Raw genomic sequence first — 21,204 nt, 5'->3', positions numbered from 1 at the left:
TATTTAATATGAATTCACCAAATTATACCATGTATTTATTGTTACATGTTTATTATGCGAACACAGAAACTCACATTTATTTTGTACAACACACAATTCTACTTCAACAATCAAAAAAGCCACATAATCTTTGTTATGTGGCTTTTTTATATTAAATTACGTAACAATATACACTTAGAAAATGCGCAAGACTACCTAACAATACAAAAACATGAAAAATTTCATGGTGTCCCATATATTTAAACTCCAACCATTTTGGCTTCGCACCGTAAATAAATCCACCAATTGTATAAAAAATCCCTCCAAGTACTAAGAAAGTAATACCTCCTGTACTTAAATTCTCAGCTAGCGGTGCAAAGAATAAAACAATTAACCAACCCATCAGAAGATAAATTGCGGTTGATAACCATCTCGGACAATTAAACCAAAACATTTTAAAAATAATACCAAAAATTGCGGTCGCATAAACTAAACAAAATAATAGCAAACCATTTGCCGAGTGTAATGTAATTAAGCAAAAGGGTGCATATGTACCTGCAATTAATATAAAGATCATAGAGTGATCTAACTTCCTAAAGAAATAAATAACACGTTCACTGGCTACAACACTATGATATACAGCTGACGCCATATAAAGGACCATCATCCCAATACCAAATAAAATAACAGCTGTAATTGCCGCGAAAGATGGCATCTTAACAGAAACCTTCACAAGCATAGCTAATAATGCAATAAATGATAATACAGCTCCTCCTAAATGAGTTAATGCATTAACCGGTTCTCTTACATAAGCATTCATATTAACACCCCTCATATAATTACATGTAGTTTTGATAACTACATGTAATTATATACACATTGTTCTTGTAGGTCAACATTTACAATTCATTTGTTTCGTAATACCATATTTAAAGATATACTAAACATTAAGTTCCACTAAGTTATAAAAGTGAGGGGTTCTACGTGGAAAATATAAATAAATTACTTGAATCATTACATTTAGAAAAAAATATTAAACTTGAGGATATCCCAAATGTCGATTTATATGTAGACCAAGTTGTTCAACTATTTGAGAATACTTATGCGGATACAACAAGAACAGATGATGAAAAAGTATTAACGAAAACAATGATTAACAATTACGCAAAAGGGAAATTATTCATTCCAATCAAAAATAAAAAATACTCAAAAGAGCATATGATTTTAATCAGCTTAATTTATCAATTAAAAGGAGCTCTCTCTATTAACGACATTAAAAGCTCCTTAGAAAATATAAATGAATCATTATTAAATGATGATACCTTTGAATTAGATACACTATATAAGGATTATCTAGCTCTTACTAAAATCAATGTTGAGGGCTTTAAACAAGACGTAAATAATCGTGTTTCAGAAGTAAGCGACATCTCTTCCTTGGAAGATCCAAACTTAGAGCAATTTTTATTACTAACATCTTTCGTAACTATGAGTAATATGTATAGACGCTTAGCTGAGAAGTTAATTGATGATTTAAAAGGATCTTACTAACGATAAAAACGCTACCTAACAATTAGGTAGCGTTTTATTTTATCTCGCATTATCTATTGGAGTAATTACTAGATTTTAATAACTCATACATGTAGCTATTCCAAGTATTATGCTTTTACTGTCTCTCTAACAACGATTCAAAGCGATCATAATACTCTTTGAATAATAATTTACACATAGAATAAAAAATACAAACATTCATTACAACAATAAACATTCCTGTATTCGTATTAGCGCCCGCATATAAAACCGTTCCTATATTTAAAAATATTGTTACTGATAATCCTAACGCTATTCCTGTCCACTTCATGTCATACAACAGTAAAAAGATCACGAATACTAATGCTGGGAAAGAATATCTTTCATGCATTTGTGTAGGTAACATAAAGAATGCGAAACTTATAAAAGTCGCGGCCTTCAATAAAATTGCTGTATTCATTTGGCGATGGAAAAAGACATACAAGCACATTAATGCTGAAGCGATAGACAAGAGTATTAACCCTACTGTTTTCAAAGTAATATACGGTAAGATTTGAATAGTATCCACTGTATCAGGGGTAGTACCAATTGCATAATACCAAATATTCATGGCAAATACGGTTACTGTTGGGAACGTACCGACTGCATCTAAATACGCTTGATCTAACATCATACTAAATGTTCCATGAGCTGCAAAATATAAACTAAATATTAATAAAGGTATACAGAATCCTATTACAAACTTAGCCAATTCCTTCCCTTCTCTTTTCTCCCATATTACTTTTAAGAAATACATAACAAATACAGGTGCAATTACAATTGATTGAAATTTAGCTAGTAATGCTACAGCATAAATAGCACCAGACCAAGTCGGCTTAGACATAAGTAATAAAAGGGAACTCACCATCAATATACTATGCAGCATATCTACTTGACCCCATATAGTCCCATCCACTATAACAGCAGGACTAAATGCAAAAAATGTTACTAACGCCGCTCTCACAATGGGATTACCTATTCTTTTTGAAGCTATAGCAAAAATAATTATAGCTATCACTTCAAATAAAATGGATGGCACTCTAATTAAAACACCCGCCGCTTCGACAGATATATTAAAAAATGACAATATCGCTCCGTAAACACCTAATATAGCTAAGAAAAATGGTGGATAGTTTACTAAATCCCCATGCGCGTACACATCACCTAGTCCATACTTACCTACAGTATTCATCCAGTCTACGAAAAAGAGTTGATCTCGTTCATAACCTTCTAAATGAAACGCTAAATATATACGTAATAAAAGAGATGCAACAACTACTACAATCAAATAAAAATGAAGCCAATTTAAACTCCACCTATCTCGAGTAAAACTCATTAATCAAACACCGTCCTCACTTTTTATAACTTACAACAATTGAATTAAAAATTGATTTACTTATATAAAAATATCCCTCTAAACGAATTAACAATTTTCCCATTCAATGACAGAAAAAAATCAAATGAATATACTAACATACAAAAAAACAATCGTCAATAACGCGTTATGTAAAGTCCTTTCAAATCGTCCACTCTAATGAAGTTTCAAAAAAACTATCCACCTTTACAGTGGATAGTTTCTCCTATTTAATCGCCTCATGAACTTTTAATTGTTTACCTTTTATTGTTGTATTCTTCATGACCTTTAAAACAAGTGATCCTTTTCCATTTAATATCTCAACGTACGAAACATTATCTTGGATTGTAATAATACCTATATCTTCAGCCGAAACACCTTGAATTTTGGCAATTGTACCGACGAAATCTACAGCCCTAATTTTCTTTTTCTTCCCGCCATTAAAGTACAATTTCATAATTCCTTTATTTATATCAGCATTTTTATCCTTCTTTATCATTGGTTTAGCATGTATTTTTTCTTCAAATACAGCCTTGCCTTTCATCACTTCTTCTTTTGAAGGTGCTTGTGCTTTCGGAATTGCAAATCCGATGTACGTCTCAATTTCTTCTAAAAATCTATTTTCATACGGCGTAATAAATGTAATAGCTTTTCCTTTCTTACCAGCTCGTCCTGTTCTTCCAGTACGATGTACATAACTTTCTTTTTCTAATGGAATATCGTAATTAATAACATGTGTAATATTATCAATATCAATACCTCTCGCAGCTACATCCGTTGCTACTAAATAACGGAACTTTCCTTTTCTAAAATCATCCATTACTTCAAAACGATCTTCTTGTACCATACCACCATGTATTTTGTCACAAGGGTAATTCACTCGTTTTAACTGTCTATATACATGATCTACGTTTTCTTGTGTACGGCAAAAAATAATGCAGCTGTCTGGATTTTCAATTGTTGTTACATCTTTAAGAAGTGAAAGCTTCTCTTCTTCGCTCACTTCAAAAAGGGTATGTTCAATTTTATCTGTTGTAATCCCAGCTGCCTTAATTTCAATATGCGTTGGTGAATTCATATATGTACGAGACAACTTTTCAACATCTTCTGGAAGCGTTGCTGAAAATAGCATTGTCATTCGCTTTGTAGGTAATTCATCAATAATTGCTTCTACTTGATCAATAAACCCCATATTTAGCATTTCATCTGCTTCATCGATAACTAAGTACTTTAGACGCTCTAAAGAAAGCGTACCTTTTTCAATATGATCTAATACACGACCAGGAGTACCCACTACAATATGTGTTTTTTGCTTTAACTCTAATTTTTGACGCGCAAATGGAGATTTCCCATAAACTGCGGCAGCCTTAATTCTTTTGAATCGACCTATATTCGTAATATCTTCTTTTACTTGAACAGCAAGTTCTCTCGTTGGTGTTAAAACTAATGCTTGTGGTTTATTCTCTTCCCACTCTACCATTTCACAAAGTGGTATACCGAACGAAGCCGTTTTTCCACTTCCAGTTTGCGATTTTACAACAAGATCCTTCTTTTGCAATGCAACTGGAATAACCTCTCCTTGCACTTCTGTTGGATGCTCATATCCTAAACCAGTCAATGCTCGTACTATTTCTTTATTTAATGCATAATTACTAAAGCTCTTTTTACTCATATATTAACCTCATTTGATTTTAAATTTAAATAATTATATTCTTGATGCCTCACGTTGCATTATACCGCAATACTATTGTTTTTAATTCATTTAAGTCACAATTTATCTAAGTATAATTTAAAAATAGTAAAGGGCAGTCTTAATAATAAGTCTGCCCCATCTACATCATATTAATTTTTACGGAACTAATCTTTTTACAACAGGTATCCTTTGCAACACTAATGTAATCACCATGCTAAGAACAATTGTAATTGTTACATTAATTGGTATTGCTAATATTGCATGCACACGTTCATTTACCTTAGGAAAAATGATGTACAGATAGTTATTTAATAAGAAGAAGTGGAGAATATAGATTCCAAGGCTCGCTTGATTTATAAAGCGTAATACGAATGGTAATTCTCGTTCTGAGTTTTGGAAAGCATATTTGAAAAATACAAATAGTCCAATTGCCATAAGTACAACACCTGGCGCAAAATATCCGTACCAGAACTGATCTAACTGTCCATTCGCTTTTACCGTATAGTGATATGTAATAAAGAATGTACTAATAAATCCTACAAGTCCTCCAATATAGGAAATATTTCTCCATTTTTTCGAAATATCATAATTAGATAAATAATAACCAAGTAAAAAGTATCCTACATAATTTGTAACGTAAAATAATTCAATATTAAAATTGATAGTATAATAATATTTTACTAAATTAACTACAACAGATGCATATAGCCATAAAATTAAAAAGTATTCTATCTCTCTTTTCTTAGCGTTCTTCACAAAGATTTTCAATAGAGGTGTAATTAAATATATCCCTACAATCATGTATAGGAACCATAAATGTCCCCCAATTGTATCCGTTAAAAAGTGTTTTATCCCTTGCTTGAAAGATGCTGGAAAATACCCTGCATATGCTCCATATGCATAAAATATAGCACTCCAAGCGATAAAGGGTATAATCACTTTACTTGCGCGCTTCTGTAAAAATTCCCCGATCGAAATATCTTTCGTTCCCTTTAACAATAAAGCTCCACTAATCATCACGAAGATTGGAACACTGGCACGTGAAATGGATTCAAAAAGGTTACCAGCCATCCAGCGCGACACGTTATTTGTATCTAACATGGAAACATAACCAGCAGTAACGTGAATTGTAACAACTGCTATTGTCGCTAATACACGCAACCAATCCATATATACTAAACGTTTCATTAATGCCCCTCCTAAATTTACCTATTTAACTTCTCTTTTCCATGGATAATTTTACATCAAATAACACTATGTTAAAACACATTTTCACTATTTGGACCTACAACATATGTTTATAAACTTTAATTTTCAAATATAAACAGGAAAACCTTTGACTTATGCGTGAAAATAATGTAAATTATCTTTTGGACGAACATTTTTAAACAAACTGAATAAAATATTCGTATTTTAGGGGTGTAAATGATGGAAAACGTATTCGACTATGAAGATATTCAATTAATTCCTGCAAAATGTATTGTAAACAGCCGCTCTGAATGTGATACAACTGTCACTTTAGGAAAACATAAATTTAAATTACCTGTCGTACCTGCAAATATGCAAACGATTATCGATGAAAGAATTGCAACTTATTTAGCTGAAAATAATTACTTCTATATCATGCATCGTTTCCAACCAGAGAAACGCATCTCATTCATTAGAGATATGCAATCACGTGGATTAATCGCTTCTATTAGCGTTGGTGTGAAAGAGGACGAGTATGAATTCGTACAACAATTAGCTGCTGAGCAACTAACACCTGAGTACATCACGATTGATATCGCACATGGTCACTCTAATGCTGTAATCAACATGATTCAACATATTAAAAAACATTTACCAGAAAGCTTCGTTATCGCTGGAAACGTTGGAACTCCAGAAGCGGTAAGAGAATTAGAGAATGCTGGTGCTGACGCAACAAAAGTTGGTATTGGACCTGGTAAAGTGTGTATTACTAAAATTAAAACAGGCTTTGGAACTGGCGGTTGGCAACTAGCTGCACTTCGCTGGTGTGCAAAAGCTGCAAGCAAGCCAATTATCGCTGACGGTGGTATTCGTACACACGGCGACGTAGCTAAATCTATTCGATTTGGTGCGACTATGGTTATGGTCGGTTCTCTATTCGCTGGTCATGAAGAGTCTCCAGGGGAAACAATCGAAAAAGACGGTAAACTTTATAAAGAGTACTTCGGCTCAGCTTCTGAATTCCAAAAAGGTGAGAAGAAAAACGTTGAAGGTAAGAAAATGTTCGTTGAGCATAAAGGTTCTTTAGAAGACACTTTAATCGAAATGGAACAAGATCTTCAATCTTCTATCTCTTACGCTGGTGGAACAAAATTAGACGCTATCCGTACTGTAGATTATGTTGTCGTGAAAAACTCTATTTTCAACGGTGACAAAGTATATTAATTTTCAAATTTAACTCAAAGGCCAAGCATTTGTTATGCTTGGCCTTCTTTTTATGTATAAAAACATTAAATATTTTTATTTAACTGAATTTTCTAGTATCATATTTTTAGATAGTTAAAATAAGGGGGCTATAATAAATGAAACATGTAATCGAAAAACGCCTTATTCGTGCAGAAATTCCTATTGAACTAACATGGGATCTTTCCGATTTGTATAAGTCCGATGACGAATGGCATGCTGCATTACACGTATTGGAAAGTGATGTACAGAAACTCGATTCATTTAAGGGACGCTTACATACTAGTTCCACTACTTTATTAAATTGCCTACTTTTAGAGGAAACACTTTTAATGCAGTTAATAAAACTGAGTTCATACGCCAATTTAAAAGAAGCTGCTGATCGTACAAATCCAGTTATTCAAGCGAACTCTTCTAAGATTTCTGATTTAGGAACACAAGTTCATACCGCACTTTCTTTTATTCATAATGAAATTCTTTCATTTCAAGAGGGATTGATTGAAAAATATTTAAATGAAGAAATAAAACTCGAACCTTTCCGTAAATCGTTACTAGAAGTGCTGAGCAAAAGACAGTACACTCTTTCACCTGAAACAGAAGAAGCACTTGCTGCACTAGGTGAAGTTCATAGTTCTCCCTACAAAATTTACGGCATGACTAAATTAGCTGATATGGACTTTAATTCTATACAAGACGAACAAGGAAATGATCTGCCTGTATCCTTTGCATTATTTGAAAGCAAATATGAATTTTCTCCAAGCGCATATATACGTAGAAAAGCATATTCATCATTTGTCTCCACTTTGAAACGATATAAAAATACAGTTGCCACAACATATGCTACTGAAGTAAAACAACAAGTGACTCTTTCTCGTTTACGCAAATATGAATCCGTTACTCATATGCTTTTAGAACCTCAAAAAGTTCCACTTGAAATGTATAACAATCAACTAGATATTATTTATAACGAATTAGCACCTCATATGCGTCGTTTTGCAGGTTTAAAAAAGAAAGTATTAGGGCTCGATCAAATGCTTTTCTGTGACTTACATGCACCTTTAGATCCCGAATTTAATCCAGCAATTACTTACGAAGAAGCAGGAAAACTCATTCAAGATTCTTTAAAAGTATTAGGCGATGAATATAGTTCCATAATCGAAAAAGGTTTCAAAGAAAGATGGGTAGATATTGCAGATAATGTAGGAAAATCAACAGGTGCTTTTTGTTCAAGCCCATACGGTTCTCACCCTTACATTTTAATTACATGGCAAAATACAATGCGCGGGTGCTTCACATTAGCACATGAATTCGGACATGCTGGTCATTTTTATTTAGCAAATAAAAACCAGCGTGTTATGAATGTACGTCCATCTATGTACTTTGTTGAAGCACCATCAACAATGAATGAATTATTACTAGCACAACATTTACTTGCAACAACCGAAGATAAGAGAATGCGCAGATGGATCATTCTACAACTACTCGGCACATATTACCATAATTTCGTTACCCATCTACTTGAGGGAGAATATCAAAGAAGAGTATATACCCTAGCAGAAGAAGGACAAGCACTTACAGCAACAACTTTAACCGAGGTAAAAACAAATGTCCTTTCTACATTCTGGGGAGATTCTGTAGAAATTGATGAAGGGGCTGGCTTAACTTGGATGCGTCAACCTCATTATTATATGGGATTATATTCTTACACATATTCTGCAGGTCTCACTGCATCGACTGCAGTAGCCCAAATGATTAAAGAAGAAGGACAACCTGCCGTTGATCGCTGGTTAGATGTGCTTCGCGCTGGCGGTACGATGAAACCACTCGAATTAATGAACCATGCTGGAGTAGATATGTCCAAACCAGATACAATCCGTAAAGCCGTTTCTTACGTCGGTTCCTTAATTGATGAATTAGAACGTTCTTACCAAGAATAAAAATAAGCCCTCGCTTTACGAGGGCTTATCCTATATTTACTTCCCAAATCTTTTTCGGTATCCACATTTCCTACATAGCTCTTCGACTGCAACTCTCTTCGAAAATCCATCTACAATATTTTGTGCTCTTTCACCTTCTATAATGTTAGAAAATGAATCACTATTAATATTGCCAAGATTAATAATTCCTTCACCATCTAAGCAACAAGGAATAACTGTTCCATTTGCTAAAATACCCGCTTGATTTCGAAGACCATGACAGAATCCTTTTCCATCATCCTCTTCCTCATGTAATGCCGGCCACTGGAATTCATAGTCCTGATTAATAAAGACGCGTTCCGCAATTTTTATACCTTTTCCCGGAGTAAGCTTCTCTTCAATTTGATAAGGCAGATCAAATTCATTTTCAATTATAGATAATAAATCTCTATTTTTCTGAATTTCAGCATTTGTTTTATTATCCTGCGTTAAATTCCATAACCTTAATGAAACGATTAGATCCGATTGGCTCGTCGCCTCTCTAATGAAAGAAAGTATACTTCTTACATATCCTTCTTTGTCCTGTGATCCTGGGTGTCCATCAAAACTGTGCAGTGAAAAATTCATTTGTCTTAGAGCAGGCTTATTTAACAGTCTATGCCTTCTCTTATTAATTAACGTTCCGTTCGTTGTAATATTAACTTTAAACCCTTTTTCATGGCTTAAATCTAATAACTGGTCTATTTTCGGATGCAGCAATGGCTCACCCTTCACGTGCAAATAAATGTAGTCTGTATGAGGTTTAATTTGGTCTAATCTTTTAGCAAAATCCTCCACAGAAATGAACTGCTTCTGCCTTTCCGTCGGCGGACAAAAGCTGCACGCAAGATTACATACGCTCGTAATCTCCAAGTAAAACTTTTTAAACTTCTTCACCTTTAACTCCTCACTTCTATGACTACTTATAATTTTTCCTCTTCATATTACAGCATATTTTTTTAGAAATAGAAACATACTTATTTTAGGAAATCTACATACAACCTATTAATGTTCAAAAGACCATCGGTGATTTTTGTCCAATGGTCTTTTTTACTCTTTTTATATACAAAAGGCAATTTTATTTATGATACGGTTCTCCACGATTAATACGAAATGCTCTATACACTTGCTCAAGCAATACTAATCGCATTAATTGGTGTGGTAATGTCATCTTTGAAAAAGAAAGTGACTCATTTGAACGCTTCATTACTTCTGAACTTAGTCCAAGTGATCCACCAATTACAAATGCCACTTTACTCTTTCCATATGTAGCAAGACGATCTAGACTTACTGCAAATTCTTCTGATGATTTTTGTTTTCCTTCTATCGCTAACGCAATGACATGCGTATCATCAGAAATTTTATCCAGTATACGTATACCTTCTTTTTCCTTTACAATTAGCATTTCAGCTTCACTTAAATTTTCTGGTGCCTTCTCATCTGGTAATTCAATTACCTCTACTTTTGCGTATGCAGATAATCGTTTTAAGTATTCTGCTATACCTTGTTTTAAATATTTTTCTTTTAATTTTCCAATTGAAATAATCGAGATATTCACACGTATTCCCCACCTTACAAACATGTTATCCACATAACTTATCCACATATCCACAATTGTTACCCACATATTGTGTGAGAATCTGTGTTCGATACAACATATGTCGCCTCATTTTGACAAAATTCACATGTTTTTTTCTCTTTTTCAGAGTTATCCACATTGTTGATAACCGGTGCAACTTCACATTCATCCACAATAATATCTAGCGCTAATTCCACATGTTCTAAACAACAAGGTAAATTCATATTCTTCACCTCACTTTTCTACAATAGAAAACAGGAGGTAGGCCCTCCTGTTTTTAATACTTTTGAATGCCTAACTTCACTGTTGTTGTTGCTCGTTTTGTACCACGATAAAACGTCAGAGTCATTTTATCATTAATTTTCTTATCATATAAGGCCGTGCGGAACCCAATAATATCGCGGATCGGTTTTCCATCTACCGCCACGATAACATCATGCTCTCGTAAACCAGCTTCTGCACCTGGCGAAGGACTTTTCACATCTAAAATGCAAACGCCCTCCTTCACATTTCCTGGTAACTGTAATGTTTTCGACCAATGATAGCTCGGAATTTCATTTAATGACCTAAGTTCAATTCCAACATAAGGTCTTCTTACTTTTCCGTACTTCTCAAGTTCATTCATAATTGGAACAGCTCTAGTAACCGGAATTGCTAGTCCAATTCCTTCTACTTCTTTTGCCGCAATTTTCATTGAGTTAATACCAATTAATTGCCCCGCTGCATTTACAAGCGCGCCCCCACTATTACCTGGATTAATCGCTGCATCTGTTTGCAATACTTCTACTTGCCAATCATAATGACCATCTTGATCCAAATCTACCGGAACAATGCGTTCACTAGCTGAAATAATACCTTGTGTAACAGTTCCAGAAAATTGTAGTCCGAGTGGGTTTCCGATCGCAATAACCGGTTCTCCTCTGCGAACAGTATTAGAATCGCCAATTTCAATTACTTTTTTCACATACTTCGCATCTATTTCTAATACAGCTAAATCTGTGACTACATCGGTTCCTAATACTTTTGCTGAAACTTTTTTACCGTCACTTAGGCTCACTTCAATACGATTCGCTCCAGCAACAACATGGTTATTTGTTACAATGTAAGCACGATCACCAGTCTTCTTATAAATGACACCAGATCCTGTACCTGCTTCAGAATCAGCTTCTGAAAAATCATCTCGTTGAATATTAATCACACCGACAACAGCTTCAGAAGCCCGATCAACAGCATCCACAAAGCTAATCTGTTTAATCCCTTGAGCTTCAGCCATATTACTTCCGCTTGCTTCCGCTTGCGGGAGCGATCCCGTATTGTTTGAAAATAAAGGAGCTCCAAATGCAAACAATGAAGCTCCAACAATTGTTCCCGCTATGCTAGAAATAACAATACCTTTTCGCTTCTTTTTCCCTGCACGTTTTATACGATATTTTTCTTCATCAATAAAGGACATATTTGTTCACCCATCTTCCTGAAAACAACTATATTCACCTTTATTGTTTACTAAAATGAAGAATTATACGTATTGAATTTTTGTAGGCATTTTTGGATCTGTATCGTGAATTTCAAAGGATTCTCCTACTCCAAACCCCTTTTCCTCCAGTACTTGCGATACTGACATGCGAGCTAGCTCTTTCATATTATTATCTAAACTTAAATGTGCTAAATAAATATGTTTTGTCTCATCTGTAATTACATCCGCCATGGCTAATGCAGCATCCTCATTACAAACGTGCCCCACATCGCTTAAAATACGTCGCTTGATGCTCCACGGATAACGCCCCATACGAAGCATTTCCACATCATGATTACTTTCAAATACGAAAGCATTCGCTCCCTTAATAACACCTTTCATACGGTCACTGACGTATCCTGTATCTGTAATAAGGGCTAACTTTCTATTATTGTTATGAAAAGCATAAAACATCGGCTCTGCCGCATCATGAGAAACGCCAAATGACTCAACTTCAATATCACCAAATGTTTTCACATCCCCAACTGAGAAAATGAACTTTTGCTCAGTTGGGATATTTCCTATTAAATGTTCCATTGCATTCCATGTTTTCTCGTTCGCATAAACAGGTAAATCATATTTACGCGCCAATACACCTAATCCCTTAATATGATCACTATGCTCATGCGTTACTAGGATGCCTGATATGTCGTTTATATTCAGTTCAGCTTGTTTAAATAAAGCCTCTGTAGCTTTACCACTTAAACCTGCATCGACAAGTAATTTTTTTTCATCTGTTCCTACATATAGCATATTCCCTGTACTTCCACTTGCAAGTACGCTAAAATGCAACCCCATTCTTTCTCACTCCAGTATGTTCATCAACCACTTGATTTTCCTTTTCCCCTAATTCCATAACCTGTCCTTCAATCGCATTCACAAAGAAATCCTGCTTCTGATCCGTTTTTAAATTCCATGTAGGAGCGAGCACTTGGTTATTAGAAGTAGATGCGGTAAGGGTGGCATAACCGATTTGTGCTTCTTTTACATGCGTATTACCATGAACTTTATTTTTTAAATATAAATTTTCTAAAGCCGTTTGGGCAGTAATAATTTCTTGCTGTTTCGTTTTCTCACTTTCGCCCATTTCTTTTAAATCCGTTAGCATCGTCTGTGTGTACGATACAAGTTCATTTTTTTCATTTAATTCCACAACAATCATTGCCTGATCGTTATAGAAAATAGGCTTATCTTTATATTTTTGGAAGAAGTAAATTTTAGAGTCTTTCATCACTCCAAACTCATACTTTTGTCCATCTAATACATAGTTCTTCAAAAATTCATTATACTTATCTTTTGATAATGATTTTGTATTTAAAAAAGGTTCTTTTAACTTACTTTCTATCTTGTACATATTTTGCATATGCGCCGTTTGATTTTTTAAAGACTGTATATCTTCTTCTTTAAAGGCCTTGTTTTCTGCCCTAATAAACGACTCTTTTTTCGGTTCTTTAGGGAAATTACCCATAGTAATTTTGTTTGCTTTTAATTCTTGATCTATTTTTGTTTCTGCAATAAGCTCCAATTGATTACTATCTTGCTTTTGAATGAATTGAAAAATGAGAAAGAGGTCCAAAACAAAAAAGGTCACAATAAATATGGTTTTAATCCGATCCCAATCCATTTAGTCCTCCCTCACTCCACTCATATATTTTTTGTTTACCAGCCTCATCTTCAGCAAGCTTTACATACCAAATTGGCTGTAATCGAACTACTTGCCCATCTAGTGATAACTTGTACCCAATACCAATGTCTTTAATTAATTGTTTATTTATCTCTGTATTCTTTTCTAAGGATGCTATCACAACGTGACCTGATGGAAGGGTAACATTCTGTTCTATGCCCTTCGTATTTAAAGATAGCAACGGTCTTTCATATTCCATCACTTCTTCTGATCCCCATACTTGTCTTAATTCAGCTAATCCATCCGTATTGAATACGGAATATCCATCTTCATGCAAACGAAACACTGTCTGTCCTTTATTCACATAATCTAAACGATATGAATCCAAGCTCCCACTGTGACCACTTACAAATTCAAAACTTTTTTGTAAAAGCATTAAATTATCTATAGGTTTCTCATTTGATACAGAAGAGTTTTTATACTTTAGCATGTGATGATCGTGTTCAATCTCCATGGATCTAATACCATCTGTAAATGTTTCTTTCGATTCCTCTGTAATAGGACTCAAATAACGTGGATCGCTAAAAAGAGCATTTTTAAATGTATCCACCGCTAAATTAGATGAAATATATGTGATATTGTTTAATTCTGTCGTTCCATCCGGTAAAAACAACTTTTTCGTATCATTAATTTGATAATCAAAATATGGTTTTGCTGATACTATAAATTGATTTTGTGCATTAACAATATCTTTTAAATACACACCACTTAATTTTGCTTCATATATTCTAAAGTTATCGTCATAAGACACAAAGTTAATTTTAATTTCCTGATCCCTACTTCGAGAAGGATCAAGAATAATACGATTAAAATGTTTAGGCTTATCTATACTTTTCTCTTTCAGATTAAACATAGATTTGACTGCATCAAATGGGATATTAGTAGGAAAAAGAAGCTCAATTTTCCCTTCACCATGTACATAAGAAAGGAAATCACCCTTAGCAACCGAGATTTCTCTAAAATCATGTAACTCTCCTGTTTCCAAAGGTCTATAGATTGACTCTATATCTTCCTCTCTTTTGCTCCCATAATGATTTTTATCTTTATGCACGATGATAGAAGTGGGACGGATTACATCGGAAATTTTCGTTTGACTGGTTCCTTCATTACCCTGCACAAATTTTGCATTTTGCATGGAAGTGGAGTCTGGCACATATGTCCACAAGTTAAAAGTAAGGAATAGACTAATTACAACTAAATTAATTAAAACTATCGTTTTAAAGTTTTCCATACTCATTCCCAATCGTCCTCTTCATCCGCTGCCATCGGCAATGTGAAGTAAATAGTCGTCCCTTTTCCTTCCTCACTTTTCGCCCAAATCGAACCACCATGTGCCTCAATCATTTCTTTCGCAATCGCTAATCCAAGTCCTGTACCACCCATTTGTCTTGAACGTGCTTTATCTACGCGATAAAAGCGTTCAAAGATTTTATCAACGTTTTCTTTCGGAATACCCATTCCTTGGTCACTTACACTAATCTCTAATAAATCACCACGATCACGTAAGCGATATGTTACCGTTCCACCTTCTGGTGAATACTTTAACGCATTAGAAATAATGTTATACAACACTTGAGTAATTTTGTCCGTATCCATATCAATAAATCGAGACTTTTTCGAGAAAGATCGCTTGAAACTTACATTTTGCTCTTTAGACATTTCAAATCGATCAATAACGTTATTAAAGAAGTCAGTAAAGTCGACCCATTCTTTCATTAAACGATGTTCTGTACTATCGAGTTTAGATAGTTGCAACAACGCATTTACAAGTCTAATCATTCTTTCTGTTTCTTCTTGTGTAACTGTTAAAAATTGCGGTGCAATATTCGGATCTTGCCATGCCCCATCCGTAAGCGCCTCTAAGTAACTACGCATTGTTGTTAATGGTGTTCTTAATTCATGAGAGACGTTCGCCACAAACTCACGGCGTTCTCGCTCTATACGCTCCTGCTCTGTTACATCGTATAATACAGCAATTAAACCATTTGCCTTCCCAGTCTCTTTTTGAATAACCGAGAAACTAGCACGTAAAATATAAGGTTCATTTCTTGTACTAAAATCTAATAAAACCGAATCTGGTTCTTCGTATAAATGATCAAGCGTAAACTCTTCTTGTATCCCTAATACTTCTAAAACAGATTGATCGAGCGCTGTTTCACGCGAAACATTTAGCATTTTTTCCGCAGGATCATTTAATAAAATAATATCTCCTTTTCGGTCAGTAGCAATTACTCCATCTGTCATATGTGATAAAACGGATGATAATTTACGTCTTTCACTTTCTGTTGAAGAACGGGCTTGTTGTAATTTTTTTGATAAATTATTGAAAGATAATGCTAGTTGTCCAATTTCATCATGGCTATGCACTTTTACTTTTCTCGAATAGTTTCCTTTTGCCATTTCAATTGCTTGTCTTCGCATATCTGAAATTGGTCTCGTAATAGTTTGAGCCAACAAAATTCCAAGTACAGCTGTTACGAGCAATGCAATAACGGTTCCCGTTGCAAAAATTTGATTAATATCCTTCATCTGCTTATAAACATCTTCCATAGATGCAACAACATAAATAACACCAAGTGCATCTTTGTTGTTATCATCCAGAATAGGAGTAATCATAACTTGAACACGATGGCCCGTGCGACCATCTTTCTCAATTTTTACTTCAGGCTTTTTTTGCACCAATACCCGCTGAACAGCTATATCAGTTGAGGTTCTATTCACCTTATTTTGCTTCGATTCATCTGAAATAGCTAGTAACTTTCTATGCGAATCAAATACACTGACCTCTTGAATATCTTTCTTTCGATCAGAGGCAAATTTTCGAATTGAAGTTTTAATCGTTTCATCTGTTGACTCTGTTTCTGCTTTTGTATAACTTTTTTTAAACTCTTGTTTCAAGTTATATGCTAATAAGTTCGTTTGCTGCGTTAAAGAATCTCTAAAACCTTGTACAAGACTCTTTTCTAACTCTCTTACGAAATATACCCCAATAACCTGCATAGCTATCAATATTAATAGCATATATATGAGTACAAATTTTAAATGAATAGATTGAAAAAAACCAACTTTCTTCATATACTATTCCTGCTCTGGGTCACGCAAGTAATACCCTACTCCACGTCTAGTTACAATTAAAGTAGGATGACTTGGATTATCTTCAATTTTTTCACGTAAACGACGTACTGTTACGTCTACTGTACGAACATCTCCAAAGTAGTCATAACCCCAAACTGTTTGTAATAAATGTTCACGTGTCATAACCTGTCCTAAATGTTTAGCTAAATAATGTAGTAATTCAAATTCACGATGTGTAAGCTCAATATTTTCTTCACGCTTTGTTACACTATAGGCATTTGGATTAATAACAATTGGTCCAATAACCATTTCTGTATTTTCTTCTTTTTCTGCAGCACCACCTTGCTGATGGCGACGTAAATTCGCCTTCACACGAGCTAGTAATTCCCTCGTACTAAACGGCTTCGTTACATAATCATCTGCCCCAAGCTCAAGCCCTAATACTTTATCAATTTCAGAATCTTTTGCTGTAAGCATAATAATTGGCATTTCTGAGCTTTTACGTATTTCACGGCAAACCTCTAAGCCATCTTTACCTGGTAGCATAATATCTAATAAAACCATATCTGGCTGTTCTTCATTCGCTTTTTCAATCGCTTCATCACCATCATGCGCCATTACAATTTCAAAACCTTCTTTTTCTAGGTTGAACTTCAAAATATCCGCAATCGGCTTTTCATCATCAACTACTAAAATTTTCTTTCCCATCATCGTCTATTTCCTCCTTATAAAAATATGGTCAATATCCCTAAACACATTGATGTCTACATAGTATGTCCCTATATGACCGCATCTTTTGCTTAAGTACTTTCTCCTCTATTCTCACAGACTCATGTATGATCCACTTTTACACGGAATCCTATACGATCTATAGAAAAACCTCTAGCTTCAACTGCTAGAGGCTCCTCATTCTATTTTAAAATAACTACCCGCTTTTGTAAAATTACACAAATAAAAAGGATATTAAGTGGGCCCACTTAATATCCTGAGAGTGGCTCGGGACGGAATCGAACCGCCGACACGAGGATTTTCAGTCCTCTGCTCTACCGACTGAGCTACCGAGCCAAAACTATATATAAAACCACTAATGGTGGTATAAACAAAAGTGGCGGTCCCGACCGGGGTCGAACCGGCGATCTCCTGCGTGACAGGCAGGCATGTTAACCACTACACCACGGGACCAAAAATGAACATAAAAAAACATGACCCGTACGGGATTCGAACCCGTGTTACCGCCGTGAAAGGGCGGTGTCTTAACCACTTGACCAACGGGCCACGAAAAATAAAATGGTGAGCCATGAAGGACTCGAACCTTCGACCCTCTGATTAAAAGTCAGATGCTCTACCAACTGAGCTAATGGCTCATACTCACCAACGTCATATTTTCGTGACGACAAGATGTATCATAACATAGTATCTTTTATTTTTGCAATACCTTTTTTTATTTTTTTATAAAAGATAAGAAAAAACTCATGCGGACATGAGTTTTTTCGGAAAAATATCAATTAAGCTTCGTATACGTTACGAACGATATTTGTTTGATTACGATCTGGTCCAACTGAGAACATAGATAATTGAATTCCTGTTAGCTCAGAAACACGCTCTACGTATTTTCGTGCATTTTCAGGAAGCTCATCTAATGATTTTACACCAGTAATATCTTCTGTCCAACCTGAAAGCTCTTCGTATACAGGCTCACATTTCGCTAAAATGTTTAAGTTTGCTGGAACTTCATCGATAACTTCGCCATTGTATTTGTAAGCAACACAAATTTTAAGAGTTGGAATACCTGTTAGAACGTCGATAGAATTTAATGATAAATCCGTTAAACCACTAACACGACGTGCATGTCTTACAACAACGCTGTCGAACCAACCTACACGGCGAGGACGACCAGTTGTTGTTCCATACTCACGACCAACTTCACGAATTTGATGACCGATTTCATCATGAAGTTCAGTAGGGAATGGGCCATCACCAACGCGGCTTGTATATGCTTTACATACACCTACAACGCGAGTAACTTTCGCAGGACCAACTCCAGTTCCCACTGTTACACCACCAGCAATTGGGTTAGAAGATGTAACGAACGGGTACGTACCGTGGTCAATATCAAGCATAACGCCTTGTGCACCTTCAAATAACACACGACGATTATCATCTAATACATCATTTAATACAACAGATGTATCACATACATATTGCGCGATTTGTTGACCGTACTCGAAGTACTCTTCAAAGATTTCTTCTACACTGAAACCTTCTGTATCATACATTTTTTCAAACAAGCGATTTTTTTCTACTAAATTGCGCTCAAGCTTCTCTTTAAATGCTTCACGGTCTAAAAGGTCAGCCATACGGATACCGATACGAGCAGCTTTATCCATATATGCAGGGCCGATACCTTTTTTCGTTGTACCGATTTTGTTATCACCTTTACTTGCTTCTTCTAACTCATCTTGTTTTAAGTGATAAGGTAAAATAACGTGCGCACGGTTACTTACGCGTAAATTATCAGTACTTACACCACGATCGTGTAAGTATTTTAACTCTTCAAGTAATGCTTTCGGATCTACTACTAAGCCGTTTCCGATTACACAAATTTTTTCTTTATAGAAAATACCAGATGGGATTAAGTGTAATTTATATTTAACTCCGCCGAAAACAATTGTGTGTCCCGCGTTATTTCCACCTTGATATCTTGCAACTACTTCCGCATGCTCAGAAAGAAAGTCAGTAATTTTACCTTTTCCTTCATCGCCCCATTGTGTTCCTACAACTACTACTGAAGACATTATTCAAGCACCTCCGCAATTTTCAAACGATCTATTCAAACAATATAATTGTACCAAAACCGAAAGAGAAGTCAACCAAAAAGCGAACATTTTTTTATCAAAAAACATTTTCGTTCGTAAGAAATATACATTTCTCTTGTGAAAGCCTTATCTTTCCTATAAAAAAAAAGAAACACATCTTATTATAAGAAATGTGTTTCTTTTTTATACTGCTTTTATGCAGGCGGCGCATGTCCATCCTCAAAGCGACGTTCTAAGTTTACGAACTTATTGAACTCTTTAACAAACGCAAGCTCTACTGAGCCTACCGGACCGTTACGCTGCTTTGCAATAATAATCTCAATTGTATTTTTGTTTTCTGTTTCGCGATCATAGTAATCCTCACGATATAGGAAGGCTACAATATCAGCATCCTGCTCGATACTTCCCGATTCACGAATATCAGACATCATCGGACGTTTATCTTGACGAGATTCTACACCACGAGATAACTGCGACAAAGCAATAACAGGCACTTGCAATTCACGTGCAATCCCTTTTAGTGTACGAGAAATCTCAGATACTTCCTGCTGACGGTTTTCTCCTGATTTCCCGCTTCCTTGAATAAGCTGTAAATAGTCAATCAAAACCATCCCAAGACCTTGTTCTTGCTTTAATCTACGACATTTCGCTCGAATCTCATTTACTTTAATCCCTGGCGTATCATCAATATAGATACCGGCATTAGAAAGGCTACCCATCGCCATCGTTAATTTCGCCCAATCATCAGAAGTTAATGAACCGGTACGAAGTCTTTGTGCATCAATATTTCCTTCTGCACAAAGCATACGCATAACAAGTTGATCAGAGCCCATCTCTAGACTAAAAATCGCTACATTTTCATCTGTTTTCGTCGCTACGTTTTGTGCGATATTTAATGAAAATGCCGTTTTCCCTACCGATGGACGTGCTGCCACGATGATTAAATCATTTCGCTGGAACCCCGCCGTCATCTTATCTAATTCAGTAAACCCAGTTGGTATCCCAGTAACTTCACCCTTTTGATTATGCAAAAGTTCGATTTTATCGTAAGCATCTACAAGAACGTCTTTAATATTTTGGAATGCTTTCGCATTCGTTTGATGAGATACTTCTAATATCTTTTTCTCAGCCTCATTTAAAAGGCCATCCACGTCATCTTCTCTCTCGTATCCATCAGATACGATATGAGTCGCTGTGCGAATCAAACGACGTAACAGCGCCTTTTCAGCGATAATTCGTGCATAATATTCAACGTTAGCAGCAGTTGGAACAACTTCTGCTAATTCTGCTAAGTAAGAAACCCCACCAACTTCTTCTAATAATCCTTGATCAGCCATTGCTGATGTCATTATTACTAAGTCAATCGGTTCTCCTTTATCAGATAACCCAAGCATGACTTCAAAAATCTTTTGATGTTTCGTTCGATAAAATGAGTCAGGTACCAATAGTTCCGATGCTGACGTTAACGCATCTTGATCAATTAATATGGCCCCTAAAACCGCCTGTTCAGCTTCTATATTATGCGGAGGGGTACGATCAGCCATTACATCACTCATGCGC

General features: G+C 35.3%; 18 protein-coding genes and 4 tRNA genes. 3 read left to right on the top strand and 19 right to left on the bottom strand.

What is annotated here, in order from left to right; all coding sequences use genetic code 11:
• Nucleotides 1-151: 151 nt before the first annotated feature.
• Nucleotides 152-799 (bottom strand): PAQR family membrane homeostasis protein TrhA, encoded by a 648-nt coding sequence (trhA, locus tag EUC40_RS26120; RefSeq protein WP_000995377.1) that lies wholly within the window; start codon nucleotides 797-799, stop codon nucleotides 152-154.
• Between the two features lie 164 nt (nucleotides 800-963).
• On the opposite strand from trhA, the gene EUC40_RS26115 reads away from it, so the two are divergent.
• Entirely contained in the window at nucleotides 964-1,527 is a 564-nt protein-coding gene (locus tag EUC40_RS26115; protein ID WP_071710877.1) for a DUF1836 domain-containing protein, read from the top strand.
• 115 nt (nucleotides 1,528-1,642) lie between these two features.
• Here EUC40_RS26115 and EUC40_RS26110 read toward each other — a convergent pair whose 3' ends face one another.
• From EUC40_RS26110 to EUC40_RS26100, 3 genes are all read right to left on the bottom strand, one after another.
• Complete coding sequence (locus EUC40_RS26110; RefSeq protein WP_033665338.1) at nucleotides 1,643-2,881, bottom strand: hypothetical protein; 1,239 nt, start codon at nucleotides 2,879-2,881, stop codon at nucleotides 1,643-1,645.
• A gap of 244 nt (nucleotides 2,882-3,125) precedes the next feature.
• On the bottom strand, nucleotides 3,126-4,571 hold the full coding sequence (dbpA, locus tag EUC40_RS26105; protein WP_071710879.1) for an ATP-dependent RNA helicase DbpA: 1,446 nt from the start codon (nucleotides 4,569-4,571) through the stop codon (nucleotides 3,126-3,128).
• 177 nt (nucleotides 4,572-4,748) lie between these two features.
• Entirely contained in the window at nucleotides 4,749-5,780 is a 1,032-nt protein-coding gene (locus EUC40_RS26100; protein WP_156576880.1) for an acyltransferase, read from the bottom strand.
• Nucleotides 5,781-6,020: 240 nt separating this feature from the next.
• On the opposite strand from EUC40_RS26100, the gene guaC reads away from it, so the two are divergent.
• Together guaC and pepF are read left to right on the top strand one after the other, a co-directional pair.
• Nucleotides 6,021-7,004, top strand: a complete 984-nt coding sequence (gene guaC / locus EUC40_RS26095) for a GMP reductase (protein ID WP_061690304.1) — start codon at nucleotides 6,021-6,023, stop codon at nucleotides 7,002-7,004.
• 137 nt (nucleotides 7,005-7,141) lie between these two features.
• Nucleotides 7,142-8,959 carry an oligoendopeptidase F gene (gene pepF, locus EUC40_RS26090; RefSeq protein WP_156576879.1) on the top strand — a complete coding sequence of 606 codons (1,818 nt, stop codon included), beginning with the start codon at nucleotides 7,142-7,144 and terminating at the stop codon, nucleotides 8,957-8,959.
• Between the two features lie 36 nt (nucleotides 8,960-8,995).
• Here the strand turns inward: pepF and EUC40_RS26085 are convergent, their stop codons facing one another.
• From EUC40_RS26085 to dnaB, 15 genes are all read right to left on the bottom strand, one after another.
• Nucleotides 8,996-9,874, bottom strand: coding sequence for a radical SAM/SPASM domain-containing protein (locus tag EUC40_RS26085; RefSeq protein WP_000713627.1), 879 nt, complete (start codon nucleotides 9,872-9,874; stop codon nucleotides 8,996-8,998).
• Nucleotides 9,875-10,055: 181 nt separating this feature from the next.
• Complete coding sequence (gene rlmH, locus EUC40_RS26080; RefSeq protein WP_001027003.1) at nucleotides 10,056-10,535, bottom strand: 23S rRNA (pseudouridine(1915)-N(3))-methyltransferase RlmH; 480 nt, start codon at nucleotides 10,533-10,535, stop codon at nucleotides 10,056-10,058.
• A 59-nt stretch (nucleotides 10,536-10,594) separates the two neighbouring features.
• Nucleotides 10,595-10,780, bottom strand: a complete 186-nt coding sequence (locus EUC40_RS26075) for a CxxH/CxxC protein (protein WP_001052827.1) — start codon at nucleotides 10,778-10,780, stop codon at nucleotides 10,595-10,597.
• A gap of 53 nt (nucleotides 10,781-10,833) precedes the next feature.
• Nucleotides 10,834-12,009, bottom strand: a complete 1,176-nt coding sequence (locus tag EUC40_RS26070) for a S1C family serine protease (protein ID WP_156576878.1) — start codon at nucleotides 12,007-12,009, stop codon at nucleotides 10,834-10,836.
• A 63-nt stretch (nucleotides 12,010-12,072) separates the two neighbouring features.
• The gene (locus tag EUC40_RS26065) at nucleotides 12,073-12,867 is read right to left on the bottom strand and encodes an MBL fold metallo-hydrolase (RefSeq protein WP_000522832.1); all 795 of its coding nucleotides are present in this window, start codon (nucleotides 12,865-12,867) and stop codon (nucleotides 12,073-12,075) included.
• Nucleotides 12,851-13,693: a two-component system regulatory protein YycI gene (locus EUC40_RS26060; RefSeq protein ID WP_071710884.1), complete on the bottom strand. Its 843-nt coding sequence runs from the start codon at nucleotides 13,691-13,693 to the stop codon at nucleotides 12,851-12,853. Before EUC40_RS26060 ends, EUC40_RS26065 begins: the two co-directional genes overlap by 17 nt.
• On the bottom strand, nucleotides 13,674-14,990 hold the full coding sequence (locus tag EUC40_RS26055) for a YycH family regulatory protein (protein WP_156576877.1): 1,317 nt from the start codon (nucleotides 14,988-14,990) through the stop codon (nucleotides 13,674-13,676). Before EUC40_RS26055 ends, EUC40_RS26060 begins: the two co-directional genes overlap by 20 nt.
• Nucleotides 14,987-16,828: a cell wall metabolism sensor histidine kinase WalK gene (gene walK, locus EUC40_RS26050; protein ID WP_071710886.1), complete on the bottom strand. Its 1,842-nt coding sequence runs from the start codon at nucleotides 16,826-16,828 to the stop codon at nucleotides 14,987-14,989. The genes EUC40_RS26055 and walK overlap by 4 nt, the downstream gene beginning before the upstream one ends.
• A 3-nt stretch (nucleotides 16,829-16,831) precedes the next feature.
• Nucleotides 16,832-17,539, bottom strand: coding sequence for a cell wall metabolism DNA-binding response regulator WalR (walR, locus tag EUC40_RS26045; protein WP_000971865.1), 708 nt, complete (start codon nucleotides 17,537-17,539; stop codon nucleotides 16,832-16,834).
• Between the two features lie 281 nt (nucleotides 17,540-17,820).
• Nucleotides 17,821-17,893, bottom strand: a tRNA-Phe gene (locus tag EUC40_RS26040).
• Between the two features lie 41 nt (nucleotides 17,894-17,934).
• A tRNA-Asp gene (locus EUC40_RS26035) sits at nucleotides 17,935-18,010 on the bottom strand.
• 21 nt (nucleotides 18,011-18,031) lie between these two features.
• Nucleotides 18,032-18,103: transfer RNA gene (locus tag EUC40_RS26030), tRNA-Glu, on the bottom strand.
• Between the two features lie 13 nt (nucleotides 18,104-18,116).
• Nucleotides 18,117-18,192: transfer RNA gene (locus EUC40_RS26025), tRNA-Lys, on the bottom strand.
• Nucleotides 18,193-18,333: 141 nt separating this feature from the next.
• Entirely contained in the window at nucleotides 18,334-19,623 is a 1,290-nt protein-coding gene (locus EUC40_RS26020) for an adenylosuccinate synthase (RefSeq protein ID WP_156576876.1), read from the bottom strand.
• A 215-nt stretch (nucleotides 19,624-19,838) separates the two neighbouring features.
• Nucleotides 19,839-21,200, bottom strand: a complete 1,362-nt coding sequence (gene dnaB / locus EUC40_RS26015) for a replicative DNA helicase (protein ID WP_001286242.1) — start codon at nucleotides 21,198-21,200, stop codon at nucleotides 19,839-19,841.
• Between the last annotated feature and the right edge of the window lie 4 nt (nucleotides 21,201-21,204).

It is taken from the genome of Bacillus luti (genome assembly GCF_009739945.1).
In the GTDB taxonomy this organism is placed as follows: Bacteria; Bacillota; Bacilli; order Bacillales; family Bacillaceae_G; genus Bacillus_A; species Bacillus_A luti.
The sequence above is the reverse complement of the archived record's forward strand: the minus strand, read 5'-3'. Positions and strand labels throughout refer to the sequence as shown.